The sequence below is a fragment of the Chondromyces crocatus genome (assembly GCF_001189295.1).
Lineage (GTDB): Bacteria > Myxococcota_A > Polyangia > Polyangiales > Polyangiaceae > Chondromyces > Chondromyces crocatus.
Genome location: NZ_CP012159.1, coordinates 10,787,537 through 10,811,812, shown reverse-complemented (window position 1 = coordinate 10,811,812; position 24,276 = coordinate 10,787,537). Strand labels below are relative to the sequence as shown.

Genomic DNA, 24,276 nt, shown 5'->3' with positions numbered 1-24,276 from the left:
CCATATGTGTATGGCCCGGTGTTACAGACTGAAATAGACTGAAATAGACTGAAATGGCGTTTGGCCTTTTCGTGATCTACGAATTGGTTGTGCTTAGCGAGTGGCGCGGCCGGCAGCGCCACCGCTCTTGAGGTCACTCAACCATCCTCGCGCAATCCAGCGCACGACGAGAGGTGTTCCCATGATCGGCCCCGCTTCCACCCCCACGCCTTCGCAGTCTTTCCGTTCCACCCGCGGCGAAGAGCCGACGCCGAGCAAGCGCTATCACGCTCGGCAGATCCCGGTCGATACCAGCAAAATCACTGAAATCTGGCTCGATTTCGGCGTCTCGGTGTTCATCAAGGTGGTGATCACCAACAACCTGACGGTGGGTACCTACGCGAGCAATACCGAGTACTGGTATGCCTCGCCCTCGGTGTCCGTCGATGACGCGACGAGCCTCGACATGGGCTCGCAGTCCGGTGCTTACGGGACGGCGCAGATCGCGTCGTTCGTGGGCAGTCTCGACCTGGCGGTCATGTGGACGCAGGTCATCGGGACCGGCGGCTGGACGGCTGGGACCTACACGCCGACCGCCTACAAGGCGCGGCTCTACAAGGCGACGGATCCGGACGACGATCGTCAGCAGATCGGCCTGCTCCTCGAGCAGGACGACGAGAACAACCTGCGCTCCGTCACCTGGTACAAGCAGAGCAACACCGGCAAGATCTTCGATGTGACGCCGGAGGAGCTGACGTTCACCGCGGTGATGAACGCGGAGAACGAGCCGAGCGTCGATCCGAACGACATCGAGAACGGCACCTGGTACTACGCGAACAGCGACGGCTGATCAGGTGTCGATGAGCGGCCTCGCCAGGCGAATGCCGATGCCACCGAAGCGATCGTCGGGTGGTGTCGCGAAGCGACCGGCGAGCCGAGACATGGCGGGGCCGCTCATCCACGCTCCTCCGCGCACCGCCCGCAGCGCGGTATCTTCCTTGTCAGCGATGTCCGGCAGCACGATGGCGCCTGCCACGGCGGGGCCATCGTGCTGCCACACGTTCACGCACCAATCGCGCACGTTCCCGACCATGCCGCGCACGCCGTAAGGGCTCTCGTCGGTGGCATACATCTCCACCGGCGCGCGACCAGGTACCCCGGGGTGGCTGCCGAGGATGCAAGCCCACGTCGGCTCGACGTGGTCACCCCACGGCATGCGCCGGCCGTCGACACCACGCGCCGCTTTCTCCCACTCCAGTTCGTTGAGCAGGCGCCAGGCCTGCCCGGTGCGGTCGGCCAGCCAGTGGGCGTACCGCATGGCGGCTCGCCAGTCGATGAACGCGACGGGCCAGCGCAGCTCGTCGAGGGTGGCCCCCGCGCAGAGGCGAAAGCGTCCGTCCGGGCCTCGCTCGTACGCGAGCGCGTCTTCTCCGGGGTTGGCGCGTCCCAGGGGGGGGCGTGCGCAGGCGGCGAGGGCGTCGGCCTCCAGCTGGCGGGCGACGAGGTCGTTCAGGAACTCGAGGTACTGGGCGTTGGTCACCGGGTGCTTCTGCACCACGAGTGCGTGGACCCAGAGGCGGCGGCGGGGCAGGCTCTCGCCCGCGTCGAGGTCGCCGCCGGAGATGAACCATCCAGCGGGCACGTAGATGCTCTCGGGGGCGAGGGTGCCAGTCCGGGGGAGGTGGATCGGGTGAGGGTCTCTGCCGTCGGGGCGCACGCCATCCCAGTGCTCGCCTCGGCCGATCAGCACGGGGTAACGCACCTCGTCACATCCCGGGGCGTTGATCCGGAGGAGGTAGCTCCCGCGGGGAAGGGGCGCAGCGCGGATGGGGGTGCGCCCGAGGTGGACCGCATTCTGCGGGGTGAGGGCGCGGTCGTGCTCCACGTACCTGTAGGCGACCACCTCGGCGCCCTCCGGATCCGTGAACAAGGTGAGGGCGCCGTTGCCCGCGAGCACGGCGGCATGGCGGCCGCGATCGTGTCCGCGGAGGAGGGTCTCGTAGCCGGCCGCGAGGCGGACGTCCCGCGCCTCTTCTGCCGCGATGAGGCGCTGGTGGTAGTAATCGGCGAGTGCCTCGTGGGCTTCGGGGAGATCCGGGGCCTCGTTGAGCGCGGAGCGCAGCGCCTGGAGCCAGGCCACCTCGGCGGCCGCGGCCTCGTTCTCGAGCCGCTCGGCCTCGTCCTCCGCCCGCCATCCAGGCGCCTTGAGTGACGCCGGGTCATAAGGGCGGAGCTGTCCGAGCAGGGTCCGCGCTTCGGTGCGGAGGGCCTCGGCCCGGCGGCGGAGTGCGTCGATGCGGGGGGCCTCCGCCTGGGCGTCCGTCACGAGGGTGAGGGCACGTTCTCGGCGGCGGGCGCCGTCGAGCCAGTTGCGGAGCTCTGTGGCCAGTTCGCCGGCGGTGCGAAAGCGATCATCGGGTTCTCTGGAGAGGGCGCGCGCGCACACGGCGCTCAGCTCCAGGGGTGGGGGGATGGTGGCCGTCTTTTCGAGCGGGAGGGGAGGGCCCGCGAGGAGCGCGCCCCACACGGAGGCTGGTGTGCCGATGTAGGGGGGGCGGCCAGCGAGCAGCTCGTACAGCACGGCGCCGAGGGCATAGACGTCGGTGGCGGCGCAGATGCGCCCGAGTTCGCCGCGGGCTTGCTCCGGGGGCATGTAGGCGATGGTGCCCATGACCTGGCCAGGCATGGTGAGCTGGCCGTCGTCGTGGAGATCCTCCTGGCACGTCGGCGCGGGCATGGTGAGCTGCTGGTCGCGGGGGGTGATGGTTGGCCCCTCGCTGGAAGGCGGCGTGACGGCGTCGGAGGCGCTCTCCCCCACGCGCTTGGCGAGACCCCAGTCCAGGACGAGCACCTCGCCGAACTCGCCGACCATGATGTTGTCCGGCTTCAGATCGCGGTGGACGATGCCGACGCTGTGCGCATACGCGACGGCCTCGCACGCACGCAAAAACTGGTCGATCACCCGACGGAACGGGGGCGAGGTGGCGGTCGCGCCGCCCGGGCGCGCGTGCACCTCCACCGGGCGGTGCAGCTCGTCGAGGACCTCCCGCAGGGTGCGGCCGCGGACCTCCTTCATCGTGAACCACACCCGCCCATCCGGCAGCTCCCCGCAGTCGTGCACCGGCACGACGCCCGGGTGCTGGAGCGCCGCCGTCATGCGCGCTTCGTTGAGGAAACGAGCCCGGTCACGCGGCGAGTCGAGCATCTCCCAGGGGAGCACCTTCATCGCGAGCGTGCGCTGCATCATCTGGTCGCGCACGCGCCGCACATCGCCCATGCCGCCGCGCGCGATGCGTCCGAGATCCTCGTAGCGTTCGCTCAGCGGGACGCCTCGCGTGCGTTCCGAGCTGTCCACCATGCTGAGGGGTACGTCCGGCGTGTGGTCCATGCTGTCCGCCGTGTCGTGCGCGCGCAACATCGTGGAGCCCTGCTGATCGGAGGGTTGATCCCGGCTTTCCAGCGCTTCAGGCGTGCGGGCCGACCCGCGAGCCGTCGAGCTCATGACTCAGTCTCGCTCCGTGCGGCAGGGCGCCCATTGTCACGCAATCACAGGGATTCTACCCTGGAGGGGTGGGCGTCCTGAAGCGTGAAGCGACCCAGGCGCGGCAAACGCTCTCCGCTCGGATGGTCGTCGGTCGTGCTCCCGGCTGCCTGCTGAGGCTGGACAACCCGCGTGTTTCTGCCGAGCACGCATCGATCTTCTGGACCGGAGAGCGCTGGGAGCTGCGTGATCTCGGCAGCCGCAACGGGACGTTCGTCGATGGGCGTCGTACAGCACCAGGGGAACGGATCGCCTTGCGGGAGGGTACGAGGCTGTCCTTCGCCAGCCCGGATGATTGCTGGGCGCTGGTGAACGACCTGCCGCCTGTGGCGTCCGCGACCCGGTGCGACGTGCCCGTGGGCGAGAGGGAGATGAGAATTGCTCAGGACGGCCTGCTCGCGCTGCCCAGCGCGGACGACCCTCAGATCTCCATCTTCGAGAACGAGGGGGGGCGGTGGTTCGTCGAGGGAGGGGGGCCGGCGCGGCCGGGCGTCGACGGTGAACGGCTCGACTGCACGGACAGCGGTTGGATCCTGAGCATCCCACCTCCGTCGCCAGGGGGCGTCGTGGCCACCACGCGACGCGACATGGGGCTACCCAAGATGATCGGCGTGCTGACGTTGCTGTTTCACGTCAGCCTCGACAACGAGTACGTGCAGCTCGCGCTGGTGCAAGGGAGCGAGACGATCAACCTGAACGCGCGCGCACACCACGAGCTGATCCTGACGCTCGCGCGGGCCCGGATCGCCGCCCGTGGCGAGGTGGACAAGCCCGAGTCGGAGCGGGGTTGGCTCTACGTCGACGACGTGGCCGCCATGCTTCGTGTCGAGTCGGAGCGCGTGAACATGTTCATCTACCGAGCGCGTCAGCAGCTCGCCGAGGCCGGGGTGCTGAACGCTGGATCTCTCTTCGAGCGCCGCCCGACGACGCGGCAGCTCCGTCTCGCCACGGACCACATCGAGATCCGGCCGATCTGAGGCCATCCTCAGGGGATCACGCCTGGCCGGCGGTCTTGTCCTTCACGATCGGGCCGAGCTTCTCCTTGGCCTTCTTCTTCATCTCCTTGGTCAGCTGTCGGACCTGCTGGGCCTCTTCCTTGGTCACCACGCCGTCCGCACCGACCCGCTTTGCCGCCTCGCGCACCGCGCTGGCGCCCGCATCGAGATCCTTGCGGATCTGCGCCCGCGTGGCCTCGGGCACGTTGCGCTTCTCCATCATGTGGTTCACGCGCTCGCGCGACCTGGTGAGCCGCTTCTCGACCATCTCCTGGAACTTCTGCGCCGACACCGGGAACTGCATCTGCTCCTTGCGGCCCTCCCGCTTGTGCTTGCCGTGCTCGGCGCGCTTCCCCTCGGTCGGAGCCGGGCGTCCTTCGGCGAGCGCGACGGTGGGGACCGCAGCGACGGCGAGGGTGAGGGCGGCGGCGATGGAACGGGCGAAGATGCGGATGCTCGACATGGTGGCGCTCCTTGCAGCGGTCTGAGCTGCGTTGTTCGTTCGTGGGTAAAGCACGGGGCGTGCCGAGGGGATCGAGGCGCTGGATCCAGAAAACGCCGCCAAACTGGCCGCGGAGCAGGTGCCGCACCCCCTTGGCTGCGGCGTGGAGGGTGCGGCGCCTTCTCCGCACCCCTGAGCGAATGCGCTCCCCGGGGGGTCAGCGCCCCAGGCGCCGGCGTCGCTGATCGTCGTAAAGCGAGGCGGGCTCCAGCTGGGCGCCCTGGCCCAGCCCTTCCACCCAGTCCACCGGCTCCGTGCCTGCGCTCATGGGCAGCGGGGTTTCGGTCACCGCGGTGAGCCCCTCGGTCCCGATCAGGTAGCCCATGCCGAACTGGAGCGAGCGCACCATCCCCCCACCGCGCAGCCGCCAGAGCACATTCTGCGTGCCGGTGTGCCCCGCTCCCGTGCTCTCGTCGTTGCGGTTCACGATCGAGAACCCGTCGTCGAAAGCGGACGAGTCCACCAGGTTGGCCAGGGCCAGCGAGTGGTGGAACTCGGACATCCCCGTGGTCGACAGCGACTCGTCCTTGCCGAGCATCGATGTGCCCCCGCGGCTCTCCACCCGCAACAGCACGCATCCCGTCGTCCCGAAGCCCCAGTTCTGGATGAAGTTGTGCCGGCCCGCCTCGCCCTGGCTGTCCTGGATCAACAGCTCGCTGCTGCGCTGCACCTCGAACAGGTAGCCATTCCCGCCCACGCCCCGGTTCTGGGCGAAGCCGAGGCGCGTACGGTCGACGGTCACCTGCTTGGCGTCGGCGAGGAGCACGCCGCCCGAGAGGAGGTGGGCCGAGGCCCCAGGACCTTCTCGGGGTGCGACCGGGGAGGGGAACGACGCGACGTCGCGGATCCAGCAGTCCTTCACCTGGCGCAGGTCGATCACGTGGGTGCGCGTCACCTCCCAGGCCTGGTCCCAGCCGACGGCGTTGGACACGCCGAGGGACTCGACGCCGCACTCCCGCAGCAGCCCGTGGACGCGCCGCACGCTGGCCCGGTCGCGCACCTTGGCGGGGTAGCGAAGGGGCACGTCGAGCTGGATCCGGTGCGGGGCGCGGGACCTGTCGACCGCCACGACGGCGCGCCGGAACCAGGGCTGCCAGGTCTCGTTGAACGCCTGCCAGGTGCCGGTCATCCCGTGCTCTTCCACGAAGTCCGCCGAGATGACCCAGCCCACCTCGACGTCGTCGCCGGGCGCGAGATCGGCTGCGTCGTCGACCTCCAGCACCTCGCCGCGCGGCGTGGCGTCGGTCCGGAGGCGGAGCTCGAGGTCGCTCGTGGCGCTGCCGGTGAAGGTGATGTGGGCCGCGTCGCTCATCCCCTGGCTGCGGGTGAAGAAGAGCCGCGATGCCTCTGGACCCTCGCCCCGCAGCACCACCGACGAGGCGCTCACCGAGAGCACATCGTCCACGCGGTAGAGCCCCGCGGGGAAGAAGACGACGCCGCCTCCGAGCGCAGCAGCGTCGTCGATCGCTTGCTGGATCGCCGCGGTGGCGTCGGTGACGCCCTCCGGATCGGCGCCGTATCGGTCCACCACATCGAAAAGCTCTGCGCCCTCGGGCGCCCCCGGCTCCGCCTCGCCATGGCGGTAGCCTGCATACGAGAAGTCGTGCAGGAACCGCCCCTCGGCGTCCGTCGTGCTGGGCGTCCAGGTCTCCTCGTACAGCGCGCTCCGCCAGGGGACGGAGGGGCCACCAGCGCCCCCGTCGTCATTCGATCGAGGCGCCTTTGGCGACGCCTCCTCGGCGGCACATCCGGCGAGCATCAGGAGCGCGACCAGCGGGAGGGCGGGCGAGGACGGGCGCATGAGAACCGACCATCGTACATGATGTCGGCCACCTTCCTCGCGCCGAGGTATCAGTGGCTCCCGTCGGCGAACCGCTCACGCGGAGACCCGCGGCATCGGCTCGCTGCAGCCAGGGAACTGGCTCACAGGGATGCTGGAGGTGAGGACGGGATTCGAACCCGCGTATAACGGTTTTGCAAACCGTTGCCTAACCGCTTGGCTACCTCACCGGACGGAAACGAGCGGCATTTCTGCACCAGCTTCGTTCCCTTGTCAACGCCTAGCTAGGGCTTCGGTGCTTGCTCGAACACGTAGTCGTGCTGCGGGTTCTCCAGGACCAGGGTCCGCTTCCCTTCCTTCTCCCGCAGGATGAGCTTCAGCCCGGCCAGCGGCGGGTCCGTGAGGATCAGCAGGGTCGCGCCATCGGGGGCGCGCTCTCGGGACGCGAGGCCCGCCCACTCGCCCGCGTCGAGGCGAGGCCCGCTCTTCGTGAGTTCCAGCTCGAGGGTGCCGAGGTCCGGATCACGCCACGTCCCCACCCAGGGAGCGATCCAGCCCGTGTCGGCCGGCGCGTCCACGCGGGCCAGCGCCTTCTCGACGCCCTCCGCGCGCGCCTTCAGGTTGAACGCGAGCTGCTCCTGGGCCTCCTCCTTCGCGCCGAAGGCCAGCTCGAACAGGCGACTCTGGACGGCCTCGATGAACGCCCCGCCTCCCTGGGTGTTGGTGAGGATCACCAGCCCCAGGTCCTTGTCCGGATAGAACGCGAGCTGCACGTTGAAGCCCATCGTGCCTCCGCCGTGCTCCACGATCCGGACGCCCTTGTGCGTCGCCACGGCCCAGCCGAGCCCGTAGGCACCCTTGCTCGACGTGGCGATCTGCGGTTCCCAGCGCCTGGTCAGGTTCGCTTCCGACACCACCTGCTTGCCCTCCGGCGTTCTGCCGCGCCCCAGCTCGGTCAGCAGATAGCGGGACAGGTCCCGGGTGTTCGACCAGGCTCCCCCCGAGGGGCGCAGCGGCACGACGAAGCGCTCCACTGCGGGTGAGATGACCTTCGGTGCCTTGCTCAGATCGAGCCCGTGAGGGCTCGCGTGGTCCGGCGCTTTGAGGCCGCGATCGAAGTCGACGGTGGTCGACTTCATCCCGAGGGGCCCGAACACCCTGGCCTGCATGGCCGCGTCGTACGCCGCGCCGAGGGGGCGTTTCGCGTCGAATGCGCGCCCTGCCACGAACCCCGCCGCGGCGACCATCTGGTTCGAGTACTGGAACGTCTCACCGAAGCCGGTGGTCGGCTTGAGCGACCGCAGGCCTTCCATCAGCGACTCCGGGGTCGCCGAACCGAACTCGAACAAGAGCTCCATGTCCTTCCGCGGCATGCCGGCGCAGGCGCACACCAGGTGCTTCATGGTCACCTGGCGCGTCGCCTCGGGCGTGCCCAGCGCGAACGTCGGCATCACCTCGGTGACCGGCGTGTCCCAGGTAAACCGCTTCTCGTCCACGAGCGACGCCATGAGCAGGGTCGTCATCGACTTCGTCGTCGACCCGATCATCATCAGGGTACTGGGTGTGACCGCCTGCTTCTTCCCGAGCTCGCGGACGCCGTAGCCCTTCTCGAACATCACCTTGCCGCCTTGCACCACGGCCACCGCAGCGCCCGGTACGCGCGTCTTTTCCAGGGCGCTCGCGATGAACGCGTCGAAGCGCTGCTGGCGTTCCGCGTCGAAGGCGCTGGCGGGCGTGTCCTTGTAGCTTTCCTCTTCCTGGCCAGGCAGCTTGATCCCGCCGAAGACGACGCGGAGCTGCGCGCTGCGCCGGCTCACGCTGGCCAGCGCGCCATCGATCAGCGTGACCACCACCACGTCGCCTTTGCGCCGCGCCAGGGCTTGCGAGAGGCGCCCTTCGCCGGTTCCACGCTCGTAGTTGACGATGACGATCTCGTCGAGGCCGCTGTCTGCGGGTGGCGTCAGCGTCTGCTCTACCTTCCGGGCGGCGCCGGGCTTCACCGTGTCCCAGGCCTTCGGGATCGCCTCGGCGGCGCTCTGCCCACGGCTCTCGACGACGGCGAGCAGGACCTCGCGCTCCGGGTCTTCCAGCGCGACGTGCTGTGCGGCCTGGGTGAAGAACCATCCACCGAGCCGCGGGATGCTGGTCCCAGCGGACGTGACGTGGACGTCGTCCTTCTCGACCCGGGTCGTCACGGGCGCGCTCTCGGGGGCCGTGGCGGTCGATGGTGCGGGGGCCGGTCCCGAGGGGGCCGTCGGCGCCGGAGGTTCGGGCGGGGGTGCAGCGGCGCAGCCGATTACCAGGGCAGGGACGACGAGGGCCAGGGACAGGCGGCGGTGCGGAGCGCGTTGCATGCGGCGCATCCTGCCGGGGCGGCGCGGACAGCTCAAGCGTCCAGCGTGAACCGCCTGGGGTTGCAGGCGCCAGGCGACGCGCGTCGATCTCCGTCCGAGGGCCAGGGGATGTGGCACCCTGATCGCCATGACCACCCTGTTCTCCTATGCCCATGGCGCGAGCGACGTCCCCCTGCTCGGCGAGACCATCGGAGAGAACCTCCGCCGCACGGTCGAGGCCCACGCGGACCGGGAGGCGCTCGTGGTTCGCTCCCAGGGATTCCGGGCGACGTGGCGTGAGCTGTGGCAGGCCACGAGCGAGGTGGCCCGAGGCCTCATCGCCTCTGGCGTGCAGCGTGGGGATCGGGTCGGCGTCTGGTCCCCCAACCGCCACGAGTGGGTCATCCTCCAGTACGCCGCCGCTCGCGCCGGCGCGATCCTGGTCAACATCAACCCCGCGTACAGGACGACGGAGCTCGAATACGCCCTCCGCAAGTGCGGCGTCAGCGTCCTTCTCCTCGCGCGCGGCTTCCGGCAAGCGAACTACGTCGACATGCTGGCCGCGGTCCGCCCTGGCCTTCCAGCGCTGCGCCTCGCGCTCACGTTCGAGGACGACTGGGCGGGACTGCGCGAGGCCGGCCGAGGCGTCGACGAGGCCACGCTGACCGAGCGAGAGCGCTCGCTCCAGTTCGACGACCCCGCCAACATCCAGTACACGTCGGGCACCACGGGCTTCCCGAAGGGCGCCACCCTCTCGCACCACAACATCCTCAACAACGGCTACTTCATCGGCGAGGCCCTGGGCTACGGGCCCGAGGATCGGGTCTGCATCCCGGTGCCGTTCTACCACTGCTTCGGCATGGTGCTCGGCAACCTCGCCTGCACCACCCATGGGGCGGCGATGATCATCCCCGGCGAGTCCTTCGAGCCCGTCGCCGTCCTGGAAGCCGTGCAGGCCGAGCGCTGTACCGCGCTCTACGGTGTGCCCACCATGTTCATCGCCGAACTCGACCACCCCAGGTTCAGCGAGTTCGATCTGAGCACGCTGCGCACCGGCATCATGGCCGGCTCGCCATGCCCCGTGGAGGTCATGCGGCGCGTGGTGAGCCAGATGCACATGAGCGAGGTCACCATCGTCTACGGCATGACCGAGACCTCACCGGGCTCCACCCAGAGCTCGCGCACCGATCCCATCGAGCGCCGGGTGTCCACGGTCGGGCGGGTCCACCCGCACGTGGAGGTGAAGATCATCGATCCTGCCACCGGGGCCATCGTGCCTCATGGCGAGCGTGGAGAGCTGTGCACACGCGGCTACAGCGTGATGCTGGGCTACTGGGACGACGAGGCGGCCACGGCCGCCGCCATCGATCGCGCGGGCTGGATGCACACCGGCGACCTCGCCACCATGGACGCCGAGGGCTACGTCAACATCGTCGGCCGCATCAAGGACACCATCATCCGCGGTGGCGAGAACATCTCCCCCCGAGAGGTCGAGGAGTTCCTCCACACCCACCCGGCGATCAGCGAGGCCCAGGTCATCGGGGTCCCCAGCGCGCGGTACGGCGAAGAGGTGATGGCCTGGGTCCGCCTTCGTCCTGGCGCGGCCGCCACACCCGACGAGCTGACCTCGTTCTGCTCCGGCAAGATCGCGACCTACAAGATCCCCCGCTACTGGAAGGTCGTCGACGAGTTCCCCATGACCGTCACCGGCAAGGTCCAGAAGTTCAAGATGCGCGAGATCTCCACCGCCGAGCTGGGGCTCACCACCGCCTCGCAGATCGAGACGGCGTGAGCCGAGGGCTTCTCAAGGGGCGCTGAGCCACTGCTCGACGAGCTTCGCCGTCTCGGCGCTCCCGGCCGCTGCCTTGAGCCGTCGCGCCACCTCTTTCCCCGCGGGGAGCAACGCCTCCAGAGGGATCCGAGCGTCGCGATCGTAGCGCAGCTCGGCGGTCCCTGCCTCGAAGGGGCCTGGATCCATGCCGGCCGCGGATGGCCTCAGCTGAAGCGTCGCCACCGTGACCTTCTCCGGGGCGCGCGCCAGCTCGATCTCGAACCCCTCCTCGGTGCGGGTGATGCGCGTGATGTGGAGCCCGCTCGTGAGCGCGTCGCCCACGGCGAAGGGGCCGAGCACCTTCAGATCCTGGCTGAGCGTCTCGTCGGAGGCCTCTCCTTCCTCCGAGGCCTCCTTGCTGGTGGGGGACTCTGGCCACGCGCTGGCCACGCCTACCGCGCTCAGCGTGATCACCACCGACCCGGCCATCACCAGGTGCAGCCGTCGGCGTGCTGCGGGCTCGGTGCTCACGAGTGGAGGATCCTGGAAGGGGGGGTCCTTCTCCCCCTCCTCCGTGCGCTGCGGCGTGCTCTTGCGCCCCTCCACGAGCCGTCGCCGGACCCACGAGATCATGCCCGGCCACGGATACGACCAGACGAGGAGCAGCAGCATCGCCGATCCGTAATGGATCCCCGTCAGCAGCAGGACGTTGGCATGAAAGCCGAGCAGAAGCGTCCCCCACAGCACGCGCAGCCGCCGGTCGACCAGCATCGACGCGCTCCCGAGCTGGATGAGCAGTGCAGCTCCGGCCAGCCCTTGCGCGAGCACCGGCTGCTCGACCACCACCCGCTTGTACGCGTCGAGCCATCCCTCCCCGCTTGCATGAAACGTCGAGGTCACCACCAGGCTGCGCAGCGCGACGCCATCGGCCCATTCCACGCCGCCCGAGAGAAGCTTGCTCGACGCCCCGTTCACATAGGTCGCTGCGAGTGCTGCGGTCGCGCCTGCCTCGGCAAGGATCTCTTCGGGCCAGATGCGCCTTCCCCGAGGTTCCCCGGTGTGAGGCCTGATCTCTGCTGGACTGCGCGCTGACGCTGTCCTCCCCATCGGTGTGTCCCCGTGGCCGAGCGACCGCGCGTAAGCGAGCCCCACGAGCCACCCGAGGAGCATGGCGCCGCTCAGGTAGAAGCTGCGCCGGGCGCCTCCGGTGATGTGCTCCACCGTCGCAACCAGACAGGCCAGCGCCCCGAGCGCGACGGCGCCACTCACGAGCGGACGCCATCGCCGGGCGAACGCCGCGAGCGCCCCCAGGGCCACCACGGCCACGCCCCAGGCCGCGAGCGGTGAGCCCGACAGCCAGCGCCACACACGCGGCACCTCCTCGGAAAGCGCCTGCCCCTTGGCGACGGTCCCACCGAGCACGATCGCATCCAGGGCCGCGACGACGGCGAGCGACACCCGCAGGGGCGCGCGTGAAGCTCCCTGATAAGGGCTCGCGCTCATGGCGACGCCCGCCGCGCGGTGCAGCGATGGAGCACGCAATCCTCGACCTCCGGGGGGCCGGCCTGCTCCTTCAGCCGCCACACCCGCCGCACGATCTCCACGGGCTCTGCGTCCCCCGGCTCACCACCTCGAGGCGCGCGGGCGCGGTGCGCATCGAGGTGGTTTTCGTCTTCCGTGTCCAGGTAGCCCGTGAAGTCGAACGGGCCCAGCTCGGCGCACCGGGACACGGAGAGGTCGAGCTTCTCCTCCTCACAAGACCAGTCGACGAACGAGCGCACCGGGTGGCCGTGACCATCGCGCGTTCGCGCTGCCACCCGGGAGACAGACGACTTCCCGTGTCGCGCGTACATCGAGAACGTGGAGAAAGGATACTCGTCCTCCACCGCTCGGCTGATCGCCACGTAGCCCAGAAGGACGCACGCAGAGAGCCAGGCGACCGGACGCGAAGCGAGCATGCGCCCATCCTCTCATGACGCCTTGCCGCGTGATGCACTTCCGGATGAGCCTCACCCCTGTGGTACGAGGGCCGGATGTCGGTCTCCGTCCCGTACCTCTCCGTCCAGCGCGTCTACTTCGATGACCTGGACGCGCTCAACATCCTGCACAACGTCCGCTATCTGCTGTTCATCGAGCGCGCCCGAGGCGAGCTGTTCAACGCCCTCGGCTTCCACTGGCAGGACGACCTCACCGTCAACCCCGACAAGTTCAACGTCATCGCCGAGCACCGCATCCGCTACCTTGCGCCCGTGCGCGGAGAGGGCGTCCTCGGGGTCGAGCTGGCCATCTCTCACCTGGGCCGCACCAGCATGACCATCACCGCGCGCGTCCTCTCGGCCGACGGGACGGTCGTTCACGCCGAGGGCGACACCCGCATCGTCCGCCTCGACCCCACCACCTACCGCCCTTGCCCCTGGAGCGAGCACCTGCGCGCCGTGGTCACGCCCCTGCTCCAGCCCGCACCCGCGGCTTCATGATCTTCCCTGTGCCGCCTCTGTCGCTGCCCATCGCCCCTCCGCATCACGCCGCGCCCGCCCCTCTTTCTCCAGCTTGAGCAAGTGCGCCTCCAGGCTCAGCCGCGCCAGGGGCCATACCTGCGGCGGCGTGTCCGCGTAGGCGATGGGCACCAGCGCCTCCAGCGCGGCAGCGCTCTCCCCGAGCCCGACCAGCGTCGCCACCACCCGCGCTTCGCGTGCCAGCCGGTGCGCGATGTAGTGCCGGAACAGCGCCTCGGGCGCCTCGATCGGATCCCCGTGCGCGGGCAACGCCACCTGCGCCCCCACCCCGGCGAGGCGCTCGAGCTGCTCCAGGTACACCTGCATGTCCCCCTCGCCGGGCGCGATCAAGATCGTCCCCACGCTGGCGACCATGTCCCCCGCCACCAGCGCGCGGCTCTCCTCGTCGAGCAAGCACACGTGCCCCGGCGCGTGCCCTGGCGTGTGCAGCACCTGCACCCGACGCGCGGTCGGCCCCTCCAGCACCAGCGTCTCCCCCTCGACCAGGTGCCGCGCCACCGGCAGCTCGGGCAAGCGCGCCGCCGTCTCCGCGTGGGCCCACACCGGCAGCCCCAGCGCCTCTGCAAAGAACGCCGCTCCGCCCACGTGATCCACGTGGTGGTGCGTCAGCGCGATCGCCAGCAGGTGCCGCCCGGACGAGGCGATCCCCCGAGCCCAGTCGAGCCACGCGCGCCGCTCCTCGTCGTCGGGCGTGGCGGGCTCGACCAGCAGCACCTCGCGCTCACCGAGCGCATAGCTGTTCGTGTGGGTCGCAGGAGGCAACGTCGGCGTGCGCGCGGGGAAGGCCTCCACCCCGCGCGCCACGAGGCGCGGCCGGATCATCCAGCTCCTCCGGAGCCCGACCCGATCACCGCGCCCCTCGCGTCATCGCTCGACCACCAGCGCCAGGGCCTCGCCGCCGCCGATGCACAGCGTCGCCAGGCCCCGCTTCTTGTTCTGGTCCTTCAGCGTGTAGAGCAGCGTCGTCAGCACGCGCGCGCCGCTCGCGCCGATGGGGTGACCGAGCGCCACCGCCCCGCCGCGCACGTTCACCTTCTGCGGGTCGAGGTTGCTCAGCTTGTTCACGGCCATCGCCACCACCGCGAACGCCTCGTTCACCTCGTACAGATCGATCTGCTCCGTGGTGATGCCGAGCTTCTTCGTCGTGTTCGCGATCGCCGCGGCCGGCGCCGTGGTGAACCACTCCGGCGCCTGCGCCGCGCCACCGTAGCCCAGGATCCGCCCGAGCGGCGTCAGCCCCCGCTCCTTCACCGCCTTCTCGCTCGCCAGGATCAGCGCGCTCGCGCCGTCGTTGATCGACGAAGCGTTCGCCGCCGTCACCGTCCCGTCCTTCTGGAACGCCGGCCGGAGCGACGCGAACTTGTCGGGCTTGCCCGCGCCCGGACCGTCGTCGAGCTTCACCACGACCGGATCGCCCTTCTTCTGCGGCACGCTCACCGGCACGATCTCCGCGTCGAACTGCCCCTCTTTCTGCGCGGCCAGCGCCCGGCGGAAGCTCTCCTTCGCGTACTCGTCCTGCGCCTCGCGGCTGAACCCGTGCTCCTTCGCGCACTTGTCGCCGGCGACGCCCATGTGGAAGTTCCCGTACGGGTCCCACAGGCCATCGTGGATCATCCCGTCCACGACCGAGTTGTTCCCCATCCGGTAGCCCGTCCGCGCCTGCGGCAGGTAGTACGGCACGTTCGACATCGACTCCATGCCGCCGGCCACCACCAGGTCCGCGTCGCCCAGCGCGATCGTCTTCGCCCCGAAGACCACCGCCTGCAGGCCCGAGCCACACACCTTGTTGATCGTCGTTGCGGGCACCTTGTCCGGGATCCCGGCGAAGATCGCGGCCTGGCGCGCGGGCGCCTGGCCGATCCCGGCCGAGAGCACGTTCCCCATGAACACCTCCTCGATGGCGTCGGCGGGGAGGTTGGCGCGCTGGAGCGCCGCCTCGATGGCCGCGGCGCCGAGGCGCGGTGCCGTCAGCGAGGAGAGCGCACCCTGGAACGCGCCGATGGGCGTACGGGTGGCGGCGACGATGTACACGGGGACGGGCAGGGTCATGGTCGTGCTCCGGAGCAAACGGTTGGAGCGCCAGCGTTCTGGCGTTCAGCCGTTGGGGGTAGTCCTGGAATGCGCCGAGAGCAAGCGGCCTACCGAGGCGCGGATCTCCAGGTGCGAACCGAGCGGCTCGGCGGGCACGAGCCCGTGGCGACCGCACGAGGTCCACGTTACGCTGACACCATGAGCCGACCTCCGGAACTTCGTTCGCTTCCAGCCCGACAGTCGAGCCGCGGCGCCCGCGGCGACATCACTCGAACGTGGCACCTCCTCGCCATCGCCGGTGGTGCTGCTGCCCTGCTCCTCTCGGCAGCATGCGGTGGTGGTGACAGCGGGGCGAGTTCCGAGACGAGCGGCGCCGGTGGGAACGGAGGTAGCGGCGCTGGGACCGGGGCGCAGGGCGGCGGCCTCCCCTCCGGAGCAGGCGGCGGCATCGACATCCCGACCTCCGGATCAGGGGGCGCGGGCGGCTCCGGCGGATCGTGCGGCACCGTGCTTCAAGGCGTCGTCCGCGACTTCTCTCGAGACCATCCCGACTTCGAGTACGCCCTCGGGGTCGACTACGGCATCGTGCATTCCATGCTCGCCGCCGACGGCAAGCCAATCTACGCGGGCAACCCGACGACGCCCACCACCAACGGCCGTGAGCACTTCGACCAGTGGTACCGCGACGTCCCCGGCGTCAACATCCCGATCCCGATCGAGATCCCCCTCGAGCCCATCGACGGCGGGCTCTACACCTACGACAGCACCGCCTTCTTCCCCATCGATGGCCAGGGGTTCGGCAACGAGTCCCTCGACCACAACTTCCACTTCACGCTCGAGATACGCACCGAGTTTGAATACAAGGGCGGCGAGGTCTTCCGTTTCCGTGGCGACGACGACCTCTTCACGTTCATCAACGGCCGCCTCGCCATCGACCTCGGCGGCGTCCACGGCGCCATGGAGTCGACCGTCGACCTCGACGCCCGCGCCGCCGAGCTGGGGATCACCCCTGGCAACCGCTACACGCTCGACTTCTTCTTCGCCGAGCGGCACACCACCCAGTCGAACTTCCGGATCGAGACCTCGATCTCCTGCTTCACCCCCGTCACGCCGCCTCAGTGAGCGGAGCCGACGCCGGGCGTGCCACCGTCCCTCGGCGTGGCACCTCCGGCGTCTGCGCTCGTGTCTTCAGCGGGAGCGCAAGAGCTTCAGCAACGCCTCCGCCACCGGGGCGGAAGACGCGGGGTTCTGGCCCGTCACCAGGCGCCCGTCCACCTCGATGTGGGGCGCGAAGTCGGCGGCCTTGCTGAACACCCCGCCTCGCTCCTTCAGCCTGTCCTCCAGCAGGAAGGGCACCACCTTCTCCAGCTCCACCGCCGCCTCCTCCGTGTTGGTGAAGCCGGTGACGCGCTTCCCCTCGACCAGGTACTTGCCGTCCTTCGCCCGCGCATTGACCAGCGCGACCGGCGCATGACAGACCGCTGCCACGGGCTTCTCGGCCCGGGTGAACGCCTCGATGAGCGCGATCGAAGCGGTGTTGTCCGGCAGGTCCCACATCGGGCCGTGGCCCCCGGGATAGAAGATCGCGTCGAAGTCCACCGCCGACACGTCCGCGAGCTTCTTCGTGCTCGCGAGCTGCGCCTGGGCCTCCTTGTCGGCGCGGAAGCGCTTCGTCGCCTCCGTCTGGTTCTCTGGCAGATCGCTCTTCGGATCGAGCGGCGGCTGCCCTCCCTTCGGCGACGCCAGCGTGACCGCCAGCCCTGCGTCCTTCAGCACGTAATAGGGAGCAGCGAACTCCTCCAGCCAGAAGCCTGTCTTCTTGCCCGTGTCGCCGAGCTGGTCATGCGAGGTGAGGACGACGAGAACCTTCATGTTTCCCTCCGGGGTGTGCGCGTCGTTGCGGATGCGGCACTGTAGCCCGCGACGTCACGCTGCTCATTCCTTTCTTCGACACCGCGAATGCGCTCGCATTGACGTGAAAGCGTGAAGCGAATGCAGACGACCGAAACGGAAACCAGGCTCGGCGCTTCAGCTTTCCGGGCTCGCTGTCGCGGCGGCGAGCCTCGCCTTCGCTTCTGCCCGAGGGATGTGACGCACGATTCCTGCGAGCGCTGCGCAGGTCACCAGCATCGCTCCCGCGATCAGCGTGAAGTACCCGCTGCCCCCGTCGGCATCGAGCACCAGCGCGCCCACGTAGGAGCTGAGCACCGCGCCGAGACGACCCACCCCGATGGCGCATCCTGAGCCCGTCGCCCTCACACCCGTCGGATACACATGCGCCGCCAGCGCGAACAACGTCGACTGCGCCGCGTTGACGAACGCCCCGTGCAGCGCGAGCCACAGGAGCAGCGCCAGTGACCCCTCGCTCCCCGTGAGCGGCACGAGCTTCAGCGCCACCGCGCTCACCACGCCCCCCATCGCCATCGCCAGCATCGCCGGCCGCGACCCCACCCGCCCGATCGCCCAGCCTCCAGCGAGCGCCCCCAGCACCCCGCCCAGGTTGTACGCCGTCAGCCCGCTGCTCGCCGCCTTCAGGCTCATCCCCTGGCCGACCAGCAGCGTCGGCACCCAGCTGAAGACCACGTACACCGCCACGTAGCAGGAGAAGAACGCCAGCCACAGCCCCAGCGTGTCGCGCAGGTACGCCCCGCCGAACAGCGCCCTCAGCCGCGACCGATCCTTGCCGCCCGCCCCGCTGCCTCCCTGCGCCTCCCCCCGATCCACCAGCGTCGTCGCCCCCTCCTGGGGCCGCCCCATCCGCGCCAGCACCTGGCGAAGCTCACCCTCGCGGGACGGCTCTCGCGCCAGATACCGAGGTGACTCGGGCACGACCACCGCGAACACACCGCCCAGGATCAGCGGCGCCACCCCACCCACCGCGAACAGCGCCCGCCACCCCAGCGACGGCAAGAGCACCCCGGCCAGAAGCCCCCCGACCATCCCCCCCAGCGGCACGCACAGGATCGTCGCCGTCACCGCCCAGGGCCGATGCCGCGCTGGCGTGTACTCCGCCGCCAGCGTCGTCGCGTTCGGCAAGCACCCCCCCAGCCCGAGCGCCGCCAGAAAGCGCAGCGCCATCAACCCCGACAGCCCGGTCACCAGCGCGATCCCTGCCGTCATCGCCCCGAACACGAACATGCTCCCCACGAGCGCCCGGCGCCGCCCCACCCGGTCACCTGCGAACCCTCCGATCGCCGTCCCCAGCGCCATCCCCAGCAGCCCCACCGCGAGCACCGACGCGAAGTCCCCCTTCGCCACCCCCCACTCCGCGATCAGCATCGGCAGCGCGAACCCCAGCGCCTGGTTGTCGAACCCGTCCAGAACGACGGCCAGCGCCGCGCACGCGAGCACCTGCTTCTGAAAACCGCTCCAGGGCCCCTCGTCCAGCAGCGCCCCCACGTCCACCGTCCGCCCCCCGACCGCCATGCGACCCCCTTGATCCCGCCCCTTCGCCAAGCCCGGCATGTGGGCCTTGCCAGCCTGCCGCGCTGGCACAGGGCGCGAACGCTCCAGCGCTCTGATTGACCTGATGGGGGAAGGGTTCTGCGGTGGCGAGGTCACCCGCGGCGTTTCAGCCCGAGCGCCTCGCGCATGCCGCGTCCGGGGCGGGTCAGTGGGCGCCGTTCGCGCGGGTGTACGGGGTCGTCACGCCCGTCAGGATGCGCGTCACTTCGCACATCCGCCGCCACGGCTCGTTGTAGTCGAAGATCGTCCCGCTCCCGGCCGGGTCCGGCACGCTCAGCGAGAACATCGGCAACCCTGCGCCGGCCGCCACGGTCGGGGTGCTCAGGAACGGTGACAGCGTCGTCGGCACCCCTGCTGATCTCGGCGAGAGGTGCACGAAGGGCGTCTGCGTCTCGTCCAGATGACACCCATTGCACGTCGCCAGCGCGAAATGATGTCGCTCTTCGGGAAGCAGCGTCCCCGGGGACGAATGGTCCCAGAGCAGCGGCGCCGACGATTCTCCTGCCAGCATGGCGCTCGGCACATCGTCCGGCGGGCTCGTGTGCAGGTAATCCATCAGCACCGGGCTCCCCGACCCGAGCGACAAACCCTGCAGGTGCGCGTCGAGTGCTGGCGTCAGGTTGAAGCCATCGTCCGGCGTGAGCGCCAGCGTGTGCACCGCCAGCGCCGAATCGTTTGGCCCCAGCCCCACATCCTGCAGCGTGTGTTCCCGCAGTTTCCACGGACCGCCGCCGAAATCGATCTCGTTCGTGCGCACCTGCCCGATGGCGCTCCCGAAGTTCGGGTTTCCCGGCTCCACGCCTGGCGAGGTGATGTCGTGCAGGATGCTGTAGAGCACTTGCATGTACTGAGGCGAGCCGATCGGACCCAGGCTCGGATCGCTCAGGAAGTGCCAGTCGTGCGCCCAGTCGTGGACCTTGTAAGACAGTCCCATGCGCGCGGTCGGCAGCTTGTACTCCAGGATCACCGTCGCCTGGAGCGGGTTCCCACCGAGCGGATCGACGAAGCCGAACACGAACCGCGCCTCTCCGTGCGTCGTCCCCCCTGCGGCCGTCAACGAAACGTCTTCATCCACCCGGTTCACGATCCCCAGCAGACGGAAAGGCGCCTGCTTCAGATCGAGCAAGCAAGACGCACCTGGTCCCACGATGGGGCTCCCTGGCGTGCACCCGCTCACCACCAGCCACGGATCGATGACCTGCGGCCGGATTCCCGCTCGCGGCGGCACCACCACCCCGGTCGGCGTCATCGTGGAGACCTCCCACTGGTGCAGCCACTCGGCCACGAACTGCTCGGGTGGCGTCGCGCCGGCCATGTCGATCATCAGCTGCCCGAACGTCCATGCCCCGGACAGGGGACAGGCCGTCGACCAGGTCGTCAGGCATGGATCGTCCACCACCGCGAGATCGGTGATCACCAGCTCGCGCTCGAAGTCGACGGGCACGGGCAGCGGCGGCGTGAGCGCCGGGTCCAGGTAAATGCACTGCGTCACCACCGACTGCACCGACTCGCCCAGCGGCTCCTCGGAGGGCCCCACGTCGACCCCTCCCTGCCCGCACCCCGCCACCACGAGCGCGCCCAACCACCCGGCGAGCGCACCTCGACGACCACCCACCCCGCGCGTCTCGGCGACGACACGACGATCCTGCCCCATGGCATTCTCCTTCGACCGCACGCCGCCTCGTCGACGCCCCGGGACCACCCGGGACATCGCGGACCCTTGCGGCAAGGATCCCCGTGCGACGCGCGAAAGCGAGACTACCAGGCGCCCGTCCCCATCGCGCTTGCCGGTTGTGCCCTGCCATCCCGACGTCGCGCCATCGTCGACGACGACCCCTCGCGGCACCTCGCACCGCTCCCCAGACGACTCCTCGATGGCGCTCCCGTCAGCGCGGAGAGATCACTTCTTCGTCGGCGTGGACGTCGTGGTGGGCGGGGCTGCGGGGGCGTCCTTGCTCGGCGGAGCGTCCTTCTCGCTCGGAGCCGGGGCGGCGCTGGAGAACCGCAGGGGGTAGGTGACGGTGACCACGCCACCCTTCTCTGGCGCGGGGAACACCAGCGACTGGATCACCTGGACCACGCAGGTGCTCACGTCCTTGTTGCCGAGGTCGGAGGTGGCCTCGCGCGCGGACGTGACCTTCCCCTCCTTGCCGATGACGAACGTGAAGCTCGCACCACCCTGCAGCGTCGGATCCTTCTGGAGCGAGACCTCGTAGCAATGACGGAAGCGAGCCCTGTGCTGCCGGATGATCCGCTGAATGACCTCGGGTGGCAGGCTCCCTTTCACCGTCGGCGCGACGGTGCGTACCTCCGGGCCGCCGGTCGTCGCACCTGCCCCACGCCCGTATCCCGCGCCCGTCCCGTTACCGCGCCCGATGGTACCGATGGTGCCGAGGCCGATGCCCTCTCCCGTGCCTCCCCCGCCTTGGCCCACGCCGCGGAGCCCCAGCCCCCCGAGCCCGAAGCCGCCAGCGTTGCCCTCGTCGGCAGGGCCGAAGATGTTCGTTGGCGTCTCGAACGGCGACTCCGAGGTGGCCTGGAGCAGCCCGATCACCCCGTATTCCTTGATGGCTTTCCCATCCGACGTGCCCGCCTCATCGCTGGGCGCGTCCTGAGCCGCCTCGGTCGAACTGGCGGACGATGCTGGCGTGCTGGCTGCCGGCGCCGCGGAGAGGTCGATCACCGCGACCTCTGCGGGGGATGCTGCTGGTGCTTCCGGGCGGCAGCCGCTCATCGTCCAGGCGAAGGGGAACAAGCCGAGCGCTGCGGCGCGATACCTCATGCCGCCACGCTGAGTGCGCCAACCCCCCACGTCAAGCCTCGTGGGCCTCACCGCCGGGAGGTCACTTCGTCGAAGGTCACGGCATCGCCACGTCACCCACGACGCTGCATCACCGCGCGGTGGTCACTGCTTTGGCGCGGGTGCCGCCGGGGGGTCGCTCTGGAGCGGGGCGCCCCTGTAGAACCGCAAAGGATAGGTGACGGTGACCACGCCACCTCCCTCGGGTTCGGGGAACTTCAACGCCTGGAACGAGTGGACCACGCAGGTGGTCATCTCCTTGTTGCCGAGGTCGGAGGCGGCCTCGCGCGTCGACGTCACCTTCCCTTCCTTGCCGATGACGAACGTGACGTTCACGCCACCCCTCAGCATCGGATCCTTTTCGAGCGCCAGCTCGTAGCAGAAGCGGAAGAAGTTGATGTGCTTCTGAACGACCTGCTCGATGACTGCGGACGACAGCTTTCCTTGCACCTTCGGCGCGAGGGGGTGCACGTTCGCGCCGGCGCTCTTCGACCCGGCCATGCGTCCGAATCCCGAGCCTGCCCCCGGGCTGCTTCCGGCGCCGCTGCTCTCGCCCTTGCCGCCGCCCCCTTGGCCCACGCCGCTCAGGCCTCCTCCTCCTTGGCCCACGCCGCGCAGGCCTCCTCCTCCTTGGCCCACGCCGCGGCGTCTCGCCTCGTCATCCTCGCGGCTGACCTCGATGGCGTACTGCTTCGTGGGGCCTGCGGGGTCCTCGTCACCTGCGGGGCCGCTCCTGCTGCTCGTCGCGTCGGACGGAGACGCCGAGGTGTCCTGAGCAGGCTCCTCCGCTTTGGTCGCTGAAGCTGGCGCGCTCGTCGTCGACCCGGCGGCGGGATCGATCACGGCCACCGTGTCAGGCGAAGCGGGTGGCGCCTCCGGTCGACAGCCGACCATCGTCAAAGCCACGGACATCCAACCAAGTGCGGCGGCGTGGCACCTCATGCCGTCACGCTGGGCGCCCTTGCTCGACACGTCAACCCTGCACATCGAGCCTCCTGAGCGCGCGTCCCTCTGCACCGGAGTGCTAGCCGCTCGTGAACCGGAGGGGGTAGGTGACGGTCACCACGCCGTTCTTCGGTGCCGGAAAGACCATCCCCTGGAACACCCGGACCATGCAGGCGCTGACGCCCTCGTTGCCCATGTCGGAGGAGGCCTCGCGCGCAGACGTCACGTTCCCCTCCTTGCCGATGACGAACGTGACGTTCACGGTCCCCTTCAGCTTCGGATCCGTGCGGAGCCCGTCTTCGTAGCACGAGCGGAAGCGACCGGCGTGCTGCCGGATGACCCGTTGAATGACCTCCTGCGGCAGCTCCCCTTGCGCCGTGGGATCGGTGGGCACCGTGCCTGGTCGTCCAAGAACCGCACCGTCCACGCGCCCTGTGGCCGTGCCGAGTGTCGAGGCGGCGTGCTCGGCCGACGTCCCCTGCGTGTCATTTCCCGCGCCCTGGGCAGGCTCGGCGGAGGCGGCGGGAGACGCTGTCTGGGTCGTCGTCGACACCGCATCGACACCGAGCTCCGCGTCCTCTTCCGGCGGTGGCTCCGATCGACAGCCGCTCATCGCCAAGGCGAAGGAGAGCAAACCCGTTGCTGCGACGCAGGACCTCATTCCGCCACGCCTGCAGGTCATTTCGTCGCCGGTTTCGAGGTCGCTGGAGACGGAGCCGGTGACGGCGCTGGAGGCGGAGCCGCAGCCGCATCGGCGCTCGGAGGCGGGGCAGGTTCGAACTGGAGAGCGGAGCTGACGATCACCACGCCTTCTTTCGGCATGGGAAAGCTCATCGACTGGAACGCCCGGATCACGCAGGCGCTGACGTCCTTGTTGCCCATGTCGGAGGAACCCTCGCGCACGGACGTCACGCTCCCCTCCTTGCCGATGACGAACGTGACGTTCATCCTGCCCTTCAGCGCCGGATTCCTGCGGAGCCCGGTCAGGTAGCACTGGCGGAAGCGACCCACATGGTGCCGGATGAGCCGCTGAACGACCTCGCGTGGCAGCTCTCCTTTCACGGTGGGCTCCGTGACGCTCACCTTCGGAAGCGCGGATGACGCTCCGCCCAGCCGCCCAGCGCCCGAGCCAAACCCCGCACCCGTCCCCGCGCCGCTCCTGAACGTGCCGATGGTTCCGAGGCCGATGGTCTCCCCGGTCCCTCCCCCGCCCGTGCCGATACCGGAGAGCCCGAGACCACCAACCCCGTAACTCTCCCCGATCGCGTTGCCCTTCATGACGCCCTGGTCCATGGCGACATCGGCGCTGAGGATGCTGGCCGTCCCGCCGTACGGGGACTCTGCGCCCTGAAACAGCCCCCTGTTTCCGTGCGCCTCGGCGGACGGCTCGTCCGACGTGTCTTCCTCATCGCTCCCCGCCTCCTGGTCAGGCTTCTCTGGCGCGGCGGGAGCTGCTGGCCCGGTTGCCGTCGAGCCGGCGCCGAGATCGATCACGGCGACCTCCGCGGGTGACGCGGGCGGCGCTTCCGGTCGACAGCCGACCAGCGTCGAGACGAACGGAATCAAGCCGAGCACCGCGGCGCGATACGTCATGCCGCCACGCTGTGCGCGCCTGCAA

At 69.6% G+C, this 24,276-nt stretch carries 20 protein-coding genes and 1 tRNA gene; 5 read left to right on the top strand and 16 right to left on the bottom strand.

What is annotated here, in order from left to right; all coding sequences use genetic code 11:
* The first annotated feature begins 181 nt into the window (after window positions 1–181).
* The gene (locus tag CMC5_RS39285) at window positions 182–829 is read left to right on the top strand and encodes a hypothetical protein (RefSeq protein WP_050435207.1); all 648 of its coding nucleotides are present in this window, start codon (window positions 182–184) and stop codon (window positions 827–829) included.
* Here CMC5_RS39285 and CMC5_RS39280 read toward each other — a convergent pair whose 3' ends face one another.
* Window positions 830–3,481, bottom strand: coding sequence for a bifunctional serine/threonine-protein kinase/formylglycine-generating enzyme family protein (locus CMC5_RS39280; RefSeq protein ID WP_050435206.1), 2,652 nt, complete (start codon window positions 3,479–3,481; stop codon window positions 830–832).
* A 68-nt stretch (window positions 3,482–3,549) separates the two neighbouring features.
* Here CMC5_RS39280 and CMC5_RS39275 point away from each other — a divergent pair, with 68 nt between their 5' ends.
* Window positions 3,550–4,497, top strand: coding sequence for an FHA domain-containing protein (locus CMC5_RS39275; protein WP_050435205.1), 948 nt, complete (start codon window positions 3,550–3,552; stop codon window positions 4,495–4,497).
* Window positions 4,498–4,513: 16 nt separating this feature from the next.
* On the opposite strand, the gene CMC5_RS39270 is transcribed toward CMC5_RS39275, so the two are convergent.
* The 4 genes from CMC5_RS39270 to CMC5_RS39255 form a co-directional block, all read right to left on the bottom strand.
* Window positions 4,514–4,978, bottom strand: a complete 465-nt coding sequence (locus CMC5_RS39270) for a hypothetical protein (protein ID WP_050435204.1) — start codon at window positions 4,976–4,978, stop codon at window positions 4,514–4,516.
* Between the two features lie 196 nt (window positions 4,979–5,174).
* On the bottom strand, window positions 5,175–6,818 hold the full coding sequence (locus CMC5_RS39265) for a glycosyl hydrolase family 28-related protein (RefSeq protein ID WP_050435203.1): 1,644 nt from the start codon (window positions 6,816–6,818) through the stop codon (window positions 5,175–5,177).
* 134 nt (window positions 6,819–6,952) lie between these two features.
* A tRNA-Cys gene (locus CMC5_RS39260) sits at window positions 6,953–7,027 on the bottom strand.
* Window positions 7,028–7,081: 54 nt separating this feature from the next.
* A complete protein-coding gene (locus CMC5_RS39255; RefSeq protein WP_169796796.1) occupies window positions 7,082–9,151 on the bottom strand; it encodes a serine hydrolase domain-containing protein in 2,070 nt (689 codons plus the stop codon).
* 127 nt (window positions 9,152–9,278) lie between these two features.
* Between CMC5_RS39255 and CMC5_RS39250 the strand changes: the two genes are divergently transcribed.
* Window positions 9,279–10,922 carry an AMP-binding protein gene (locus tag CMC5_RS39250; protein WP_050435201.1) on the top strand — a complete coding sequence of 548 codons (1,644 nt, stop codon included), beginning with the start codon at window positions 9,279–9,281 and terminating at the stop codon, window positions 10,920–10,922.
* A 12-nt stretch (window positions 10,923–10,934) separates the two neighbouring features.
* Here the strand turns inward: CMC5_RS39250 and CMC5_RS39245 are convergent, their stop codons facing one another.
* Both CMC5_RS39245 and CMC5_RS39240 read right to left on the bottom strand, forming a co-directional pair.
* Complete coding sequence (locus CMC5_RS39245) at window positions 10,935–12,404, bottom strand: hypothetical protein (protein ID WP_156339206.1); 1,470 nt, start codon at window positions 12,402–12,404, stop codon at window positions 10,935–10,937.
* Window positions 12,401–12,859: a hypothetical protein gene (locus CMC5_RS39240; RefSeq protein WP_050435199.1), complete on the bottom strand. Its 459-nt coding sequence runs from the start codon at window positions 12,857–12,859 to the stop codon at window positions 12,401–12,403. The genes CMC5_RS39245 and CMC5_RS39240 overlap by 4 nt, the downstream gene beginning before the upstream one ends.
* A 75-nt stretch (window positions 12,860–12,934) precedes the next feature.
* Here CMC5_RS39240 and CMC5_RS39235 point away from each other — a divergent pair, with 75 nt between their 5' ends.
* Complete coding sequence (locus CMC5_RS39235; protein WP_050435198.1) at window positions 12,935–13,378, top strand: acyl-CoA thioesterase; 444 nt, start codon at window positions 12,935–12,937, stop codon at window positions 13,376–13,378.
* On the opposite strand, the gene CMC5_RS39230 is transcribed toward CMC5_RS39235, so the two are convergent.
* Together CMC5_RS39230 and CMC5_RS39225 are read right to left on the bottom strand one after the other, a co-directional pair.
* Window positions 13,373–14,239, bottom strand: coding sequence for an MBL fold metallo-hydrolase (locus CMC5_RS39230; RefSeq protein ID WP_050435197.1), 867 nt, complete (start codon window positions 14,237–14,239; stop codon window positions 13,373–13,375). The genes CMC5_RS39235 and CMC5_RS39230 overlap by 6 nt on opposite strands.
* A 42-nt stretch (window positions 14,240–14,281) precedes the next feature.
* The gene (locus CMC5_RS39225) at window positions 14,282–15,466 is read right to left on the bottom strand and encodes a thiolase family protein (protein WP_050436392.1); all 1,185 of its coding nucleotides are present in this window, start codon (window positions 15,464–15,466) and stop codon (window positions 14,282–14,284) included.
* Between the two features lie 180 nt (window positions 15,467–15,646).
* Here CMC5_RS39225 and CMC5_RS39220 point away from each other — a divergent pair, with 180 nt between their 5' ends.
* Window positions 15,647–16,570: a fibro-slime domain-containing protein gene (locus CMC5_RS39220; RefSeq protein WP_082363603.1), complete on the top strand. Its 924-nt coding sequence runs from the start codon at window positions 15,647–15,649 to the stop codon at window positions 16,568–16,570.
* A gap of 66 nt (window positions 16,571–16,636) precedes the next feature.
* Here the strand turns inward: CMC5_RS39220 and CMC5_RS39215 are convergent, their stop codons facing one another.
* The 7 genes from CMC5_RS39215 to CMC5_RS48840 form a co-directional block, all read right to left on the bottom strand.
* On the bottom strand, window positions 16,637–17,320 hold the full coding sequence (locus tag CMC5_RS39215; RefSeq protein WP_050435196.1) for a type 1 glutamine amidotransferase domain-containing protein: 684 nt from the start codon (window positions 17,318–17,320) through the stop codon (window positions 16,637–16,639).
* A gap of 156 nt (window positions 17,321–17,476) precedes the next feature.
* Complete coding sequence (locus CMC5_RS39210) at window positions 17,477–18,913, bottom strand: MFS transporter (RefSeq protein WP_218920197.1); 1,437 nt, start codon at window positions 18,911–18,913, stop codon at window positions 17,477–17,479.
* Window positions 18,914–19,058: 145 nt separating this feature from the next.
* Window positions 19,059–20,567 (bottom strand): hypothetical protein, encoded by a 1,509-nt coding sequence (locus CMC5_RS39205; RefSeq protein ID WP_156339205.1) that lies wholly within the window; start codon window positions 20,565–20,567, stop codon window positions 19,059–19,061.
* A 246-nt stretch (window positions 20,568–20,813) separates the two neighbouring features.
* Window positions 20,814–21,695 (bottom strand): AgmX/PglI C-terminal domain-containing protein, encoded by an 882-nt coding sequence (locus CMC5_RS39200; RefSeq protein WP_050435194.1) that lies wholly within the window; start codon window positions 21,693–21,695, stop codon window positions 20,814–20,816.
* A 123-nt stretch (window positions 21,696–21,818) separates the two neighbouring features.
* Entirely contained in the window at window positions 21,819–22,607 is a 789-nt protein-coding gene (locus CMC5_RS39195) for an AgmX/PglI C-terminal domain-containing protein (protein ID WP_156339204.1), read from the bottom strand.
* Window positions 22,608–22,737: 130 nt separating this feature from the next.
* The gene (locus tag CMC5_RS39190) at window positions 22,738–23,271 is read right to left on the bottom strand and encodes an AgmX/PglI C-terminal domain-containing protein (protein ID WP_218920195.1); all 534 of its coding nucleotides are present in this window, start codon (window positions 23,269–23,271) and stop codon (window positions 22,738–22,740) included.
* Window positions 23,272–23,336: 65 nt separating this feature from the next.
* On the bottom strand, window positions 23,337–24,251 hold the full coding sequence (locus CMC5_RS48840) for an AgmX/PglI C-terminal domain-containing protein (protein WP_050435191.1): 915 nt from the start codon (window positions 24,249–24,251) through the stop codon (window positions 23,337–23,339).
* Window positions 24,252–24,276: the final 25 nt, after the last annotated feature.

What these genes read in the sequence shown, in the direction of transcription:
- CMC5_RS39240 (WP_050435199.1), bottom strand. Translation starts at nt 12,859, where the DNA reads ATGCTCGCTTCGCGTCCGGTCGCCTGGCTCTCTGCGTGCGTCCTTCTG.
- CMC5_RS39270 (WP_050435204.1), bottom strand. Translation starts at nt 4,978, where the DNA reads ATGTCGAGCATCCGCATCTTCGCCCGTTCCATCGCCGCCGCCCTCACC.
- CMC5_RS39285 (WP_050435207.1), top strand. Translation starts at nt 182, where the DNA reads ATGATCGGCCCCGCTTCCACCCCCACGCCTTCGCAGTCTTTCCGTTCC.
- CMC5_RS39220 (WP_082363603.1), top strand. Translation starts at nt 15,647, where the DNA reads ATGAGCCGACCTCCGGAACTTCGTTCGCTTCCAGCCCGACAGTCGAGC.
- CMC5_RS39230 (WP_050435197.1), bottom strand. Translation starts at nt 14,239, where the DNA reads ATGATCCGGCCGCGCCTCGTGGCGCGCGGGGTGGAGGCCTTCCCCGCG.
- CMC5_RS39210 (WP_218920197.1), bottom strand. Translation starts at nt 18,913, where the DNA reads ATGCCGGGCTTGGCGAAGGGGCGGGATCAAGGGGGTCGCATGGCGGTC.
- CMC5_RS39200 (WP_050435194.1), bottom strand. Translation starts at nt 21,695, where the DNA reads ATGAGGTATCGCGCCGCAGCGCTCGGCTTGTTCCCCTTCGCCTGGACG.
- CMC5_RS39245 (WP_156339206.1), bottom strand. Translation starts at nt 12,404, where the DNA reads ATGAGCGCGAGCCCTTATCAGGGAGCTTCACGCGCGCCCCTGCGGGTG.
- CMC5_RS39225 (WP_050436392.1), bottom strand. Translation starts at nt 15,466, where the DNA reads ATGACCCTGCCCGTCCCCGTGTACATCGTCGCCGCCACCCGTACGCCC.
- CMC5_RS39250 (WP_050435201.1), top strand. Translation starts at nt 9,279, where the DNA reads ATGACCACCCTGTTCTCCTATGCCCATGGCGCGAGCGACGTCCCCCTG.
- CMC5_RS39235 (WP_050435198.1), top strand. Translation starts at nt 12,935, where the DNA reads ATGTCGGTCTCCGTCCCGTACCTCTCCGTCCAGCGCGTCTACTTCGAT.
- CMC5_RS39205 (WP_156339205.1), bottom strand. Translation starts at nt 20,567, where the DNA reads ATGGGGCAGGATCGTCGTGTCGTCGCCGAGACGCGCGGGGTGGGTGGT.
- CMC5_RS39280 (WP_050435206.1), bottom strand. Translation starts at nt 3,481, where the DNA reads ATGAGCTCGACGGCTCGCGGGTCGGCCCGCACGCCTGAAGCGCTGGAA.
- CMC5_RS39255 (WP_169796796.1), bottom strand. Translation starts at nt 9,151, where the DNA reads ATGCAACGCGCTCCGCACCGCCGCCTGTCCCTGGCCCTCGTCGTCCCT.
- CMC5_RS39190 (WP_218920195.1), bottom strand. Translation starts at nt 23,271, where the DNA reads ATGAGCGGCTGTCGATCGGAGCCACCGCCGGAAGAGGACGCGGAGCTC.
- CMC5_RS39265 (WP_050435203.1), bottom strand. Translation starts at nt 6,818, where the DNA reads ATGCGCCCGTCCTCGCCCGCCCTCCCGCTGGTCGCGCTCCTGATGCTC.
- CMC5_RS39195 (WP_156339204.1), bottom strand. Translation starts at nt 22,607, where the DNA reads ATGGTCGGCTGTCGACCGGAGGCGCCACCCGCTTCGCCTGACACGGTG.
- CMC5_RS48840 (WP_050435191.1), bottom strand. Translation starts at nt 24,251, where the DNA reads ATGACGTATCGCGCCGCGGTGCTCGGCTTGATTCCGTTCGTCTCGACG.
- CMC5_RS39215 (WP_050435196.1), bottom strand. Translation starts at nt 17,320, where the DNA reads ATGAAGGTTCTCGTCGTCCTCACCTCGCATGACCAGCTCGGCGACACG.